Source organism: Bacillus sp. FSL K6-3459, assembly GCF_038003305.1.
In the GTDB taxonomy this organism is placed as follows: domain Bacteria; phylum Bacillota; class Bacilli; order Bacillales; family Bacillaceae; genus Bacillus; species Bacillus pumilus_O.
On the sequence record NZ_JBBOOW010000001.1, the window covers coordinates 314,536 to 328,632 of the forward strand.

Annotated in this window: 15 protein-coding genes; 11 read left to right on the forward strand and 4 right to left on the reverse strand. The window is 42.2% G+C overall.

All coding sequences use genetic code 11. The features are described from left to right. Positions 1-30: 30 nt before the first annotated feature. The 3 genes from MHI35_RS01705 to MHI35_RS01715 all read left to right on the forward strand — a co-directional run bounded on the left by MHI35_RS01705 (position 31) and on the right by MHI35_RS01715 (position 2,083). Positions 31-660 (forward strand): LysE family translocator, encoded by a 630-nt coding sequence (locus tag MHI35_RS01705; RefSeq protein ID WP_335349602.1) that lies wholly within the window; start codon positions 31-33, stop codon positions 658-660. A gap of 101 nt (positions 661-761) precedes the next feature. After that, positions 762-1,127, forward strand: coding sequence for a UPF0715 family protein (locus MHI35_RS01710; protein WP_335349601.1), 366 nt, complete (start codon positions 762-764; stop codon positions 1,125-1,127). Positions 1,128-1,324: 197 nt separating this feature from the next. Further along, the gene (locus MHI35_RS01715) at positions 1,325-2,083 is read left to right on the forward strand and encodes a YqcI/YcgG family protein (RefSeq protein WP_335349600.1); all 759 of its coding nucleotides are present in this window, start codon (positions 1,325-1,327) and stop codon (positions 2,081-2,083) included. Here the strand turns inward: MHI35_RS01715 and MHI35_RS01720 are convergent. Then, entirely contained in the window at positions 2,078-3,430 is a 1,353-nt protein-coding gene (locus MHI35_RS01720) for an amino acid permease (RefSeq protein ID WP_335349599.1), read from the reverse strand. The two genes, MHI35_RS01715 and MHI35_RS01720, sit on opposite strands and share 6 nt — an antisense overlap. 79 nt (positions 3,431-3,509) lie before the next feature. Here MHI35_RS01720 and MHI35_RS01725 point away from each other — a divergent pair, with 79 nt between their 5' ends. From MHI35_RS01725 to MHI35_RS01750, 6 genes are all read left to right on the forward strand, one after another. Continuing rightward, on the forward strand, positions 3,510-4,106 hold the full coding sequence (locus MHI35_RS01725; protein ID WP_335349598.1) for an urea carboxylase-associated family protein: 597 nt from the start codon (positions 3,510-3,512) through the stop codon (positions 4,104-4,106). Between the two features lie 198 nt (positions 4,107-4,304). Further along, complete coding sequence (gene nadE, locus MHI35_RS01730; protein WP_044139266.1) at positions 4,305-5,126, forward strand: ammonia-dependent NAD(+) synthetase; 822 nt, start codon at positions 4,305-4,307, stop codon at positions 5,124-5,126. Positions 5,127-5,261: 135 nt separating this feature from the next. Further along, entirely contained in the window at positions 5,262-5,819 is a 558-nt protein-coding gene (locus tag MHI35_RS01735) for a shikimate kinase (RefSeq protein ID WP_211063373.1), read from the forward strand. Between the two features lie 312 nt (positions 5,820-6,131). Continuing rightward, positions 6,132-7,079, forward strand: coding sequence for a dihydrodipicolinate synthase family protein (locus MHI35_RS01740; RefSeq protein WP_003213849.1), 948 nt, complete (start codon positions 6,132-6,134; stop codon positions 7,077-7,079). 77 nt (positions 7,080-7,156) lie between these two features. Continuing rightward, on the forward strand, positions 7,157-8,164 hold the full coding sequence (locus tag MHI35_RS01745; RefSeq protein WP_144523333.1) for a LacI family DNA-binding transcriptional regulator: 1,008 nt from the start codon (positions 7,157-7,159) through the stop codon (positions 8,162-8,164). Between the two features lie 120 nt (positions 8,165-8,284). Continuing rightward, a complete protein-coding gene (locus MHI35_RS01750) occupies positions 8,285-9,661 on the forward strand; it encodes an MFS transporter (RefSeq protein WP_144523334.1) in 1,377 nt (458 codons plus the stop codon). 216 nt (positions 9,662-9,877) lie between these two features. On the opposite strand, the gene MHI35_RS01755 is transcribed toward MHI35_RS01750, so the two are convergent. After that, entirely contained in the window at positions 9,878-10,651 is a 774-nt protein-coding gene (locus MHI35_RS01755) for a class I SAM-dependent methyltransferase (RefSeq protein ID WP_144523335.1), read from the reverse strand. 118 nt (positions 10,652-10,769) lie between these two features. Between MHI35_RS01755 and MHI35_RS01760 the strand changes: the two genes are divergently transcribed. Then, positions 10,770-11,666, forward strand: a complete 897-nt coding sequence (locus MHI35_RS01760; RefSeq protein WP_335349597.1) for a LysR family transcriptional regulator — start codon at positions 10,770-10,772, stop codon at positions 11,664-11,666. A gap of 45 nt (positions 11,667-11,711) precedes the next feature. Here MHI35_RS01760 and MHI35_RS01765 read toward each other — a convergent pair whose 3' ends face one another. Beyond that, complete coding sequence (locus MHI35_RS01765) at positions 11,712-12,497, reverse strand: carbon-nitrogen family hydrolase (RefSeq protein ID WP_211063370.1); 786 nt, start codon at positions 12,495-12,497, stop codon at positions 11,712-11,714. Between the two features lie 236 nt (positions 12,498-12,733). Here MHI35_RS01765 and MHI35_RS01770 point away from each other — a divergent pair, with 236 nt between their 5' ends. Next, complete coding sequence (locus MHI35_RS01770; protein WP_335349596.1) at positions 12,734-13,690, forward strand: acetylxylan esterase; 957 nt, start codon at positions 12,734-12,736, stop codon at positions 13,688-13,690. 35 nt (positions 13,691-13,725) lie between these two features. Here the strand turns inward: MHI35_RS01770 and MHI35_RS01775 are convergent, their stop codons facing one another. Further along, positions 13,726-14,040: a hypothetical protein gene (locus MHI35_RS01775; protein WP_012008865.1), complete on the reverse strand. Its 315-nt coding sequence runs from the start codon at positions 14,038-14,040 to the stop codon at positions 13,726-13,728. Between the last annotated feature and the right edge of the window lie 57 nt (positions 14,041-14,097).

Consider the following 14,097-nt stretch of genomic DNA (forward strand, 5'->3'; position numbering starts at 1 on the left):
ACAAGTCAGCATCAAAAGGAGGACGTCTATGTGGCGGTGTTTTTTGGTTATATCTTTTTAGGGTTGTCACTTTCAGCGCCTGTTGGGCCAGTCAATGCAGCCCAAATTGATAGAGGGATTAAAAGTGGCTTTTGGCATGCGTGGATTTTTGGTGTGGGGGCAATGGCTGCGGATATTGTCTATATGCTCCTCATCTATTTTGGTGTCGCCCAGCTTTTGACTGCACCTCTTGTGAAAACCTTTTTGTGGCTGTTCGGCTTTTTCGTTCTAACTTATACGGGGATTGAAAGTCTGCGTAAAATCAATTTGCAGGAGAGCCCAAAAAAGGATGGTGGAAACACGTCGATTGGTCAGTCGTTCATGACGGGGTTTTTCATTTCTCTTTCCAATCCGCTCAGTATTTTATTTTGGCTGGGCATCTACGGCAGTATTTTAGCCAATACGATCGAAAAGTATGGGGCATCTCAAATGCTGATATACAGCATGGCTATTTTTATCGGCATGTTGATCTGGGATTTCAGCATGGCGCTGCTGGCTAGTTCATTTAGGCGCTATTTAAGTGAACGTGTCTTACATGGCTTATCCGTGCTTGCAGGCTTATCTTTACTTGGTTTCGGCGCTTATTTTGGGTATCAAGGGATCATGGCATTGATTGGGTAGAAAAGCAGACTGACATGTCAGTCTGCTTTTTTGTAATGATTAACAGACATAACACATTCTTGAATAATGGTCGATATAAAAGATATGCAAGGAGCTTTGCCATGCGTATGTTTCTTCCAGTATTCAACTATGTGTGCATGCTGATCTTATCAGTTATCACAGCAACATTCGTATATACCCTGCTATTTATCCCGGCTGAAGTAGGCTTTGGTTATGTGGAGATGACGAGTCTGCTCATTTTGATCGCCTATGTAGTTTTTGCTGCACCGATTCAGCTTGTTTTACACCGGCATCCTAAAAGGTTTCGAGGGCGAGACTTGCTTGTTTATTTTCTTGGGGCGTGGGTGGTTTGTTCTGCGTTAGCGTTATGGATTGATTATGGACTGGTTGTGTTCATTAGCTACAAAGTCTATCTGTTTAGCTTTTGCTCAGCCCTCATTTATTGGTGCTCGATTCTGTCTTTTTGATGAAGAACCGATCATAGGGAAGATACAAAAAACGCTCTATTAAAAGAAGCGGCATGGTGTGAAAGACACACATACATGCTCAATTTGAATGAGAACTTCCACCTCTTGGATGCGCATGGAAAGTCGCTTAGGGACAGTCACCACAGCCTTTTTTTCTCATAGGCTATGGAGAAGACGCTAAAACGAGGTGGAAGGAAATGGCCCAGTTGTATGCAAAAAGTTGCCTTGATCAAAATCTACGATCACTAGAAGAATGGAAGCAGGATGCTTTTACGCTATTTGGAGAGATGGTAGGAGATGAGGCAGATACATTCCCTTGTGTCCCAGGAAGACAGGGATTTTTTCTCGATCATTTACGCTATGGGTTTGTGGGTGATCCGAGGGAAGAGGAAGCTGTTGATGAATTAGCGCAACTGCTGAGAGAATATCAAAGCTGTGCGAAAGAAACGGGTCAATATGCTTCATTTATTTGTTTTTTTGAAACACCGCAGGATTTAAAGGGAAGTTCGCTTGAAGAGTTTGAGCAGCAGTTTTGGTCACTGCTTCAACGACTGCATCAGAAAGATGAAGTGCCATGGCCTGAGGATATTCCACTAGATGCTCATCATCATGAGTGGGAGTATTGCTTTCACGGGGAAGCGTATTTTATTTTATGCTCCACTCCGGCTCATAAGCTCAGAAAAAGCCGTCACTTTCCTTATGTCTTAATGGCATTTCAGCCTAGATGGGTGTTTGAGAAATTGAATGGATCGACCAAGTTTGGTCAAAAAATGAGTCAGCTCGTTCGCAAGCGGCTCAAAGCGTATGATGAGGTCGGCGTTCATCCATCATTAAAGTGGTACGGTGATCCGACCAATCATGAATGGAAGCAATACTTTCTTCCAGATGAAGAGGCGGAGAAACCAGCCTCCGCCAAATGTCCTTTTACTGCATTAAAAAACATGATGAAATTATGATGCGGTCTGATCCTGCTGCTTCCACTTTTTCCTCATAAATAGCACCATGATGGCAATCACTGCAATGATCCCAAGGCTAATAAAAAAGCCAGGTCGTCCGCTTGCCTCTGTTAAAGTGCCTGAAATGGCCGCTCCAATCAAGAGAAGCGCAAGAAACATTTCGCACGTTTGGCGAGTGGATGGCTTTGATAGTTTTTTACTTGAGAACAGAATGAAGACCCATGTGTACAGAAGGGTAAGGCCGGCTGCTGTTGTGAGATGCTCGTAGATGTGTTTGGACAAAAAAAGTGCAAGCAAAATCGATACAATTAATCCAGCAGCCGTTAAAATAATCGAAGGCCATCCGACATGAGATGGGTCTTTTTGTTTAAAACAAGCAGGTGCATCTTGATGCTCCGACATCGTGCCAAGTAACGTCGTGACTGCATAGAGTGAGGCAACCAATGTCGAAAAGCCGGCAATAATGAAAATGCCATTAAAGATATGAAGAAAGATCGATAAATGAAATGGATCTAATGATGTAATAAATGGGCTGCTGTTCTCGTTAAAGGCTGTTACTGGAACAAGCAAGAGAGCAAGTCCGATCGAGACGATATAGATGACCGCTAGAATGATCAGCATGACGCGTCCGGCCTTTGCTGCATCCTTCGGGTCTTTTAAATGAACCGCCATCAGCCCCATCACCTCAATTCCCCCAAATGCATAAAACGCGTAAATCAATCCATTCCAAAGACCAAGTGCACCGAGCGGCATCCATTCATGATCTTTGTTTGGTAGATGCAAGGTCGGTTTATGATCTGTCAGAATGCCGAATAACACCAGCACTGCAAGGATCATAAACAGAAAAATCGCCGCTGTCTTCAGTACCGCAAGGACATTTTCTGTCTTTTGAAAAGAAGAAAGGCCGATGATAATCACGAGCAGGGCGAGAGCGGAATAAATGGCAGAAAACACCCAGAGCGGTACAGATGGAAACCAGTGGCGGGTAAAAAGGGAAATCGCTGTTAATTGACTTCCAGTAATGAGCATTTCCGCGAACCAATACACCCAGCCATTGCTAAACCCTGCCCAGCGTCCATATGCTTTACGAGCATAGGAGCAAAACGACCCTTTATCAGGGTTATCAGCTGTCATCGCAGCCAAATGTTTAAAGACGAGATAGGTTCCAACCGCAGCAAGTAAAAAAGATATGCAGACGGAAAAACCGGACTTCGTAATGGCAATGCTGGAACCAAGGAAGAAACCAGTGCCAATCGTACAGCCGACCCCGATGAGAGAAAGCTGCCACCAAGATAAAGTTTGTTCTTCTTTCAATGCATGTGCAACACCTTTCTGTTTCAATGTCATTAGCTTGTGACCGCCGCTTTTTTTTATACATGATCAAGAGGACGTTTTGGGCATACTGTCAAGGAAAGGAGTGCATATGATGAACGGAGAACATGTCATCTTACCAAAGGGCAGACTCGGCTTTCGTTTAGGAAAAGGCCAGTGTATGCGGGTGGTTGATGTTGAAGGACAGCAAGTAGCAGATGTGATGGCCTATCACGAAAAGGATTTTTATGAAAAATTTGACCAAGGCGCGACAATGGACAGCCTATTTTCGTCAAAAGTAAAAAAAGGCGATAAGCTCTATTCTAACTTATACAAACCGATGTTTACGGTCATTGAAGACACAGTCGAATGCCATGATTTATACATGCCCGCCTGCCGGCAAGAAATGTATCAGCTTTTATATGGACGGACGCATTTAGAAGTCATGCATACATGCTACGATAATTTGCGGAATGCCTTTGAACCATTTGGGATTCCGAAGGAGGATATGTACTATCCTTTTAATGCCTTTATGAATACAGTCATTGATGAAAAAGGAAAGCTGTCTGTGGAGCTGCCAAAATCACTTCCCGGTGATTACATTCGTCTGCGAGCCGAAATGGATCTCATAGTGGCCGTATCCGCATGTCCTGCTGATATTGGGAAGTGTAATGGCGCAAGCTGTACATCGATACGGGTAGAAATTGATTGAAAAAGAAAAGGGCCAGTCCGTATAGACATGGTCTTTTTCATTTGTGAATGTTTGATCATGAATGTAATAGGGGAACGTTTAACAAAATGTTCTTCCTGAAAACATGGTATAATGAAGATTCAAAAAACGTTGTCAAATCAATGAATTCAGAGTAAAACCTGTTCTCTTCATGTAGAGGATGCTTAGGAGGAAAAGTGTATGAGTTTGCAGAAAAAAATCAGCCAAGAGTTGCATGTGCAGCCCTCAATTGACCCGAAGCAGGAGATCGAAAAACGGGTTGGATTTCTAAAGGACTACTTGAAAAAAACCGGCGCGAAAGGATTCGTTCTCGGCATTAGCGGAGGTCAGGATTCAACGCTCGCTGGCCGTCTTGCCCAGCTTGCTGCATCTGAGCTACGTCAAGAAGGAAAAGAAGAGGCTGTCTTTATTGCGGTGCGTCTCCCGCATGGTGTGCAGCAGGATGAAGATGATGCACAGCTCGCTTTATCATTTATTCAGCCGGACAAGTCGTGGAAATATGATATTGCGCCTGCCGTGACGGCATTCAGTGAACAATATCAAAAAGACACAGGCGGACCGTTGTCTGACTTTAATAAAGGGAATGTCAAAGCACGCATGAGAATGATCGCGCAATATGCTGTCGGAGGAGAAGAAGGATTACTTGTCATTGGTACAGATCATGCAGCCGAAGCTGTCACTGGGTTCTTCACGAAGTATGGTGACGGCGGTGCAGACGTTCTCCCGCTCACAGGTCTGACGAAACGCCAAGGACGGACGCTGCTAGAAGCGCTGCAAGCACCAGAGCGTCTATACTTAAAGAAACCGACAGCCGACCTGCTTGATGATAAACCTCAGCAAACGGATGAAACAGAACTAGGCATTACGTACAATGAAATTGATGATTACTTAGAAGGTAAGCCAGTGTCAGAACAAGCAGCAGAAGCGATTGAAAAGCGCTATGTTCAATCAGAGCATAAACGCCAAGTACCCGCTTCCATGTTTGATGACTGGTGGAAATAAAAAAGAGACCTCTCCAGAAGATGGAGAGGTTTTTGACTGTATATTTTTAAGATTGCCTATCTTTTCCCGCACCATTTATCATATAATAGAAACATTATGTAGCATTCCTTGTCGTAAGGAGGACGTGTCACGATCATGAAAATCAATAGAGAAATCCCTGTAAGACAACGGAATATTGTTCTCATTGGCTTTATGGGTGTTGGGAAAACAACCATTGGGCAGCTGGTTGCTAAAAAGCTATATCGAGATTTTATTGATGTCGATCAGGAGATTGAGAAAAAATACAACATGACGATTCCAGAGATGTTTCAGCAAAAAGGAGAAACATTCTTTAGACAGGCTGAAAAGGATTATATCGTCGATTTATGTGAACATACACAGCTAAAGATCGTCTCACTTGGAGGCGGTGCATTCAAACAGGAAGAAATCAAACGCGCCTGCTTGAAGCATTGTACGGTTCTTTTCCTTGACCTATCTTGGGAGAATTGGAAGCAGCGGCTTGATATTTTAATTGAAAATCGTCCTGTTCTTCACAACCGGACGCTTGATGAAATGAAAGAGCTGTTTGAAGAACGCCGGGAGATTTATTCTCTTCATAACTCCAGAGTGGAAACAGATCATTTAGAGGCTGAGGAAGTTGCCAATTATATTGTGGACACGCTCAAGCTTGGCTGGGATTTATATTCGAAATAAAAAAAGTCTACCGTTTAGGGTAGACTTTTTCTATTGATGCCTTTTTCTTCGTAGATATGATGATGTTTTGCTAATAAAATTTGATCCTTTTTTGGTGTGTGGCTGTTTGGAAAAAAGTGATTATACATTAAAGTATATCTCTTATTTTCTTTTTCGGAAAAATAAAATAGTATCTAAAATTTAATGATAGTATTTTGAATCATTACAATTTTTAAAAAATAACGTTGACATCTTTCACATTATCATTCTATGATAGTTTACGTAAACGCTTACCGTAAACGTTTACTATAACGAATGGGGAGGAATTTGTTTATGAAAAATAAAGAAAAATGGAGCGGTGTATTCCCGGCTGTCTTAATTCCTTTTAAAGATGACTATTCAATTGATGAACCTGCTTTTCGTAAGCTTGTCCGTTGGGTGGCGGATCACAAAGGGATTAACGGGATCGTTGTCAATGGACATACTGGCGAGATTATGACTTTACTGCCACATGAACGAGCTGAAGCAGTGCGTATTGCAGCTGACGAATTGAAAGGGGAAGTACCTGTCATTTCTGGGGTTTCTGCTGAAGGGACAATTGAAGCAATCCAGCATGCAAAAGCCGTTGAAGAAGCTGGTGGAGAAGGTATACTGCTCATGCCGCCACATTCATGGCTAAGATTCGGTATGCAGCCTGAATCACCTGTCCAATTCTTTAAAGATGTTGCAGAAGCGATTGATATTTCAATCATCGTTCATCAATATCCAACATGGACAAAAACCTCATATACAACCAGTCAATTACTAGAAATGTCGGAGATTGAGAATGTTGTTTCGTTTAAAATTGGTCAAAGGGACATGGCACAATACGAGGTCGATGTACGTGCATTGAAAAAACATGCACCAGATGTATCGTTACTCACATGTCACGATGAATATTTATTGCCAACATTGGTTCAAGGCATTGATGGAGCACTTGTAGGTTTCGGCTGTTTCGTGCCAGATTTAATCGCTGAACTTGTGAAATGTGTAGAAGAAAAAGACCTTGTAGCGGCCAATAAAGTTTACGATAGAATCTTTGAATTAAAGCATGCTGTGTATAAAATGGATGAACCTTCATCTACTTCTCATCTACGCATGAAGGAAGCGATGTATCAGCGAGGATTGATCAGCAGTTCGCTTGCTAGGAAGCCGGTATTACCTTTAACTGATGAGGAAAAAGAAGAAATTCGCCAAGGCCTTCAAAGTGTTGGTTTGCTTAAGGAAAACGTCGGTAGATAACAGACCATTGATTTCATGATGAAGGTGAGTCAGGTTATAATAGTGTATAAAACAACAGACTCCCGGAGGTATGAAATGTGTCAGTAAGTATTAAAGATGTCGCATTGAAAGCTGGAGTGTCTATCGCCTCTGTTTCCCGAGTATTAAGTGGTAAACCAGGAGTAGGTGCTCAAACGGCTGAAAGAATCAAACAAGTAATTGATGAGTTAGGCTATCGTCCTAATTTAGGAGCTAGAGGGCTCGTTAAAAGAAAGACTGGGAATATAGCGGTCGTCGTTCCGCGTGGTTCATATATTTTGAATAATCCATTTTTCTCGACGATTTTAGATGGTATAGCGAAAGAGTTAGATGAAACTGAATTCAATATGTTGATGTCATTTACATCTGTTCAGCAGCAGCGATTACTTGAAACACAAGCGGTAGATGGTGCCATTTTATTTTCTCCAAGAAATGAAGAATTGAGTATGGATTGGTTAAAAAGTTTAGCTATTCCCATTATTGTGGTTGGAAGTTACTTAGAGGAATCGCCTTTCCCATGTGTCAGACCAGATGATGAAGAAGGTGTGAGTCAATCTGTAACGGCCTTATTTGAGAAAGGTCATCGAACCATTGGGCTGGTCAATGGTCCAATGAGTTCGATGCATAGTGTAAGGTATTACAAGGGATATGAGCGCACACTGAAACATTTAGGGTTAACAATAAACAAAGAACTTGTATTTGAGCTAGATGAATTTGATGGGGGAAAAGTAGTAGAAGTGGTTTCTCAATTTCTTCAAGGAAACCAGCACATGACTGGAGTTGTTTGCTCTTCAGATTTTTTGGCGATGGGGGTCATGAAAGCTGCAGATCACGCAAATGTGTCTATACCTCATGACTTGTCAGTCGTTGGTGCCGATGATGTGCCCATTGCAAGTTTTCTAACCCCTTCTTTATCTTCAGTTCATGTTGATTTAGTTGGGATGGGAAGAAAAGCTGTTTCGTTACTAACACAGGTATTAGATGGAGATCAGTTAGAGGAAATGGAACATATCTTCCCTATGTACTATATAGATCGGGGCACCACGGGAACGCCAAAAAAGAAATGATAGATGCTGAAAACTCGTATGAACGCTTTAGAATGTCCCTTGATTTAAAATGTAAGCGATTTCTTTAGCGCTCTTCAGCATGTACTTTTGCATCATTTCCTCTAATAAGGAGGAGATATCATGACGTTAGAAGTCAGCGGAAATTCAAATTCTCATGATGGACAAGTTGTTGATAGAGCTTCACAACTATTGACGAGAATGGAAAGTGTACCTTTTTCTAGATGGCATTTAAAACCTCGTATCATTATGGGATCTGCCACCTTTTTTGATGCTTTTGATGCTCTGTCTTTAGCGTTTGTACTCCCAGTTCTCATCGGCATGTGGAGTTTATCACCTGCTCAAATTGGTCTTCTTATTGGGTCTGGTTATATAGGACAAGCGATTGGTGCCATTTTCTTTGGGTGGTTAGCAGAAAGGCGTGGCCGTGTTTTTAGTGCAAAGTGGACTGTACTCCTCATGTCTGTCATGAGTATTGCATGTGTGTTTTCAGGTAATTTTATGGCACTGTTTATTTTTCGTTTTATACAAGGCATTGGGGTAGGAGGAGAGGTGCCGGTAGCAGCCTCATATATCAATGAACTGTCCCGTGCTCAAGGGAGAGGTAGATTTTTTATGCTGTATGAGATGATTTTTCCTTTAGGTTTAATGATCTCAGCTCAAATCGGTGCATTTGTTGTACCTAGCTTTGGGTGGAAGTGGATGTTTTTGATTGGGGGCATCGGAGGGCTCATCGTCTTTGTATTCTTTTTTATGTTACGTGAATCTCCAAGGTGGCTGATTTCGAAAGGCAGACTAGATGAAGCCGAAAAAATCATTGAAGAAATTGAAGCTAGTACTGACAAACGAATGCCTGTAGCAAAGCAAGTATCTAGCAGTACTGAAAAGGGCGACTGGAAAGAGCTTTTTTCAACTTTTTATCGTAAAAGAACATTGATCGTATGGGGACTATGGTTTTCTGCCTACTTTGTATCGAATGGTTTAAATAACTGGTTACCAAGTCTTTATAATACGGTTTACAATTTGCCAGTTGGAGACTCATTAAGGGCAGCCTCTCTGACAAATATTTTACAGACCGTCGGTGTATTCGCTTGTGCATTTTTAATTGATAAAGTAGGACGAAAGCGCTGGGCAACCATTGCATTTATCGTAACAGGTGCTTTATTAACTGCTTTATGGATCAGCGGAGCAAGTTCTCCAGAAAGTGTGATCTATTTAGGGTCTGCTGCTTACGGAATGATGGGGACAATTACAGTTCTTCTCTATTTATATACACCTGAAATTTATCCAACACGTATGAGGGTAATTGGAACGGCATTTGCTACAGCTTGGCTTAGGCTGGCCTCAGCGATCGCTCCTATTATGATAGGCTTTATTTTAGAGGTAAGCGGTGTTTCAACTATTTTTATTCTTTTCGCAAGTGTGACTGTAGTGGGAGCAATTCTTGCTTTTAAAATGATCGAAACGCGAGAGAAAGTATTAGAGGATATTGCACCGTGATTGACGCACGCAGTGAAGAACTTATTCTAAAGAGGGTAGGTTCTTTTTTTATTCAGAGGATCTACGTACAATTTTTTGAAATGCCTAACCTATCTCCGTTCATGTATCATATAATAGAAACATGACCACGAACATGAAAAGTAATATCTGAGAGACAGTGAAGATGTATATTCGAAATAAAAAGTCTACCGATGAAGGTAGACTTTTTCTATCAGTTTAATTCTTGATTCCTTGAATGAGTGCAGCTTTTAAGCAGAAGGAAATAGGGTGCTGCTGTGCATCGAATTGAAGCTGAAAGATCTGCTTTGTATCAGGGTCTGCGTCTTGAAGATGAGAAACGATCTCCTTTTGCACATTCTCTGGTGTGCGTCCGCGTGTGATCCAGTCCTGATAATCAATTTGTAGATCCCAGTAACGAATTTCTTTTTGAGTCAGTTGGTTGGCAGCGAAAAGCTCTCCCCATTCTGATAAAGAGCTTTCTCGCACATGAGAAGGATCTCTGAGTCTATTTAAGTGATTAATGAATGAATCCTGTACCGCATTCTCAGGTGCATAATGATCGACGAGAAGAAATGCACCGCCTTTTTTTAAGACTCGGCTGATTTCAGACATGGCTGCGGGAAGGTTTGGAAAGTGGTGAGCGGCAAACCGGCACGTCACGATGTCAAATGATTCATCAGCGAATGGCAATGCTTCTGCGGCTGCCTGTTCAAAAGTAATATGTTTCAGCTGACGTTCTTTTGCAAGTGCTGCTGCAACCTCGATCATTTTTTGCGTGACATCAATGCCGATTCCTTTAGAAATGATGTCTGAAAAGGAAAAAACGGTATGTCCAGCTCCGCAACCGATATCAAGTAAATGCTCGTGTCCCTTCGTGTTTGCTGCCGCTTTTATCCATTCCAACTCTTCTCCGGCTGCAAATATAGGTGAATCGCGATAGTTCTCAGCATTTTGTGAGAATTGGTTTTCGGCTTTAGCATATGGATTCATTTTTTTCTCCCCCTTATGTTGTCTCTTTATCGTAAAATTCCTTTTGTTATTTGTCTAAGACCTAAAAGATATGACTTGAATAGTTAAAACCTATGAGGTGATGAAAGTGGATATACGAATGATGGAATATGTTATGGAAGTGTATCGGCAGAAAAGTTTTACAAAAGCAGCGGACCAGCTTCACATTGCACAGCCTTCTTTAAGCCAACAAATAAAGAAGCTGGAAGAGGAATTAGACACACCCCTATTTATTCGAAAGTATGGACAAGTCACACCCACACCTCAAGGGAGTCGGTTCATTAAAAGGGCTGAGAGCATTTTGAAGGAAAAAGAGGATTTGTTGCGAGAGATGGGAGAAGCAGCTTATGAGGTGGGGAAAGAGCTGAACATTGGAGCACCAGCCGTCACAGGGGGATATGTCTTGCCTGGTCTACTAAAAACCTTTTGTCAAACATATCCTCATGTTCACGTTCGACTAATAGAAGAATCACCTCGTGAGCTAGAAAAACTTCTATTGGCTGGTCAGCTGGATTTGGCTATTTTATCTATGCCGGTCGAGCATGAATCATTGAAAACGAAACACATGCTGACAGAGCCGCTTCTTCTTGCAGTTCCGCCATCTGCTCAACCTTGGTTACAAGCGGAATTGAACGATATCATCCATCAAAGAGATCAGAAAGAGACTGTTCCGTTTCGCCTTCTGGAAGACGCCGCATTTATTATGCTCAAAGAGGGATATGGCTTTCGGCAAGTGGTCACAGAACTCTGTTATCATCATGGCTTTCAGCCAAAGATAACCTTTGAAACAAGTCATATTCAAACAGCGCAGGCATTGGTCAAAAATGGGCTAGGTGTGACAGTGGTGCCGAAAATGGTGGCACAAGAGGAAAGGAACGAAGTCACTTATTTGAAAATTGATTCAAGTCCAACCCGCACACTTGTGTTTGCATATGTGGAAGAAAGGTATTTAACGAAAGCCGCTCAAGCCCTAATGGACCTTTATCAAAAAGCTTAAACAAACGTTTAATTAAATGCAAAAAGCAGGGGAGCACCCTGCTTTTTAATAAATATCCAGACGCTGATCTGTCATCACAGGAATCTGCTGTCTCACTTCATCCACTAGCTGAAGGTCAATGTCCGCATAATAAATATCTTCCTCATGGTTTGTTTCAAGTAAAATACGGCCAAGTGGATCAATCACCATGGAATGACCAGGGAATTCAGTGTCTCTGCTTGTGCCTGTTCTGTTAACAGCAATCATAAATGACTGATTTTCAATGGCTCTTGCGATGAGCAAGCTGCGCCAATGATCCAATCTTGCTGACGGCCATTGCGCCGTATTGATAAGCACCTTCGCCCCTTTGTTGACAAGTGTTCTAGAAAGCTGCGGAAAGCGAAGGTCGTAGCAGATCATCGCTCCGATCTTCACATCCTCATCATAGTCAAATAAACCAAGCTGATCACCGGCGGTTAAATAGTTGTGCTCATCCATTAAGCGGAATAAGTGAATTTTATCATAATCAACTAAAAGCTCCCCTTGGCGGTTAAAGATATACATTGTGTTGGTGATCTTCTCATCTTCTGTGCGCTTGTTCAATACACTTCCGGCGATCAGAACCACTTGGTGCTTACGGGCAAAGGAAGAGAAAAGTTGATTTGTGCGTTCACCATTTACATCCGCAAGCTGATCGGCTTGTTCAAGAGCGTAACCGGTATTCCACATTTCGGGTAAAATGATCAGATCAGGCTGCTGGCGGATCGCTTCTTCTAAAAATGCTTCTGCTTTCTGAAAGTTCACATCAGGTTCTCCAATTTGTACGTCCATTTGGACAAGGGCGATTTTCATACAGTTGCCTCCTTTATTCAATGATTGCGAATGTGAAATCCATGAATGGATCTGTTGATTTGTTTTGTCTAAGAATCTCTAGTTTTCAAGCCAGTTTCTTTATCATAAAGGTTTCAATCTTCTTTGCCAATAGTAATGTCAGAAGGTTTTGTCTTTTGTAGTGAAAATGGCTTTCTTCGTCAAGAAAACAGTGATATGATACACACAACTAATAAAACAAAGGGGGATAGTAGGATATGCAATTGTTTGATTTACCATTAGATGAGCTAAAAAAGTATAAACCGAAGAAAACAGCACGTCCTGATTTCTCAGACTTTTGGAAGGCGTCGATTGAAGAACTGAACCAAGTGGAGGCAGAGCCAGCACTTGAACCTTATGATTATCCAGTAAAGGGAGTGCAGGTGTACCGCCTGACGTATCAAAGCTTTGGACATTCTCGAATTGAAGGTTGGTATGCAGTACCAGATCAAGTAGGTCCGCATCCAGCACTCGTTCGTTTTCATGGTTATAATGCCAGCTATGACGGGGACATTCATGAGGTCGTCAATTGGGCACTGCATGGCTATGCGACATTTGCTATGCTCGTCCGTGGTCAAGGCGGCAGTGAAGATAAGACAGTGACACCAGGCGGGCAAGCTTTAGGGTGGATGACCAAAGGCATTTTATCGAAAGAGACCTACTATTATCGGGGTGTTTATTTAGATGCGGTTCGAGCGCTCGACGTGATTCAATCCTTCCCAGAAGTGGATGAACACCGGATCGGCGTGGTAGGCGGAAGCCAGGGTGGTGCACTAGCGGTTGCAGCTGCAGCACTTTCAGACATTCCGAAGGTCGTTGTGGCAGATTATCCGTACTTATCGAATTTCGAACGTGCAGTAAATGTGGCATTGGAGCAGCCTTATTTAGAAATCAATTCATACTTTCGCAGAAACAGCGATCCAAAAGCGGAAGAAAAGGTGTTTGAGACGTTAAGCTATTTTGATTTGATCAATTTAGCCGGATGGGTGAACCAGCCCACATTAATGGCCATCGGCCTGATCGATCAAATCACCCCACCATCTACTGTGTTTGCAGTATACAACCATTTAGAAACAAATAAAGATTTAAAGGTGTATCGTTACTTTGGACACGAGTACATCCCGGCTTTTCAAACAGAGAAGCTTGCCTTCTTACAAAAGCATTTAACGATTTAAATGAAAAAAGAGGCCGCTCTAGGAGGGCCTCTTTTTTAATAGCTCGTATTCTGTCTCGTTTTTTCATCAGGCACTAACGCGGTGATAATGAGGGCAAGGGCAGTGATGATATGAAGAATGAATCCGAGAATCGGAATCCATGCAAGGCAGGATGTGACAATTCCGATGATACTTCCAATCATTGGTCCCTGGTCTCGCTTCGATAAGACGAGTGTGATAATATGCAGAATAAGCATGACCATAAGCGGTGAATAGCCATTGCTAATAACGAATAGACCTCCGATCACAGGGATGGCAAGGCAAGCTTCAAAAATCCCAGTGATCCATTTCATAATGCGAGATATAGACATCAGATCCAACTCCTTTTTCATATATGTCTTATTCGTATTTTCCCAAAACGTGAAGAA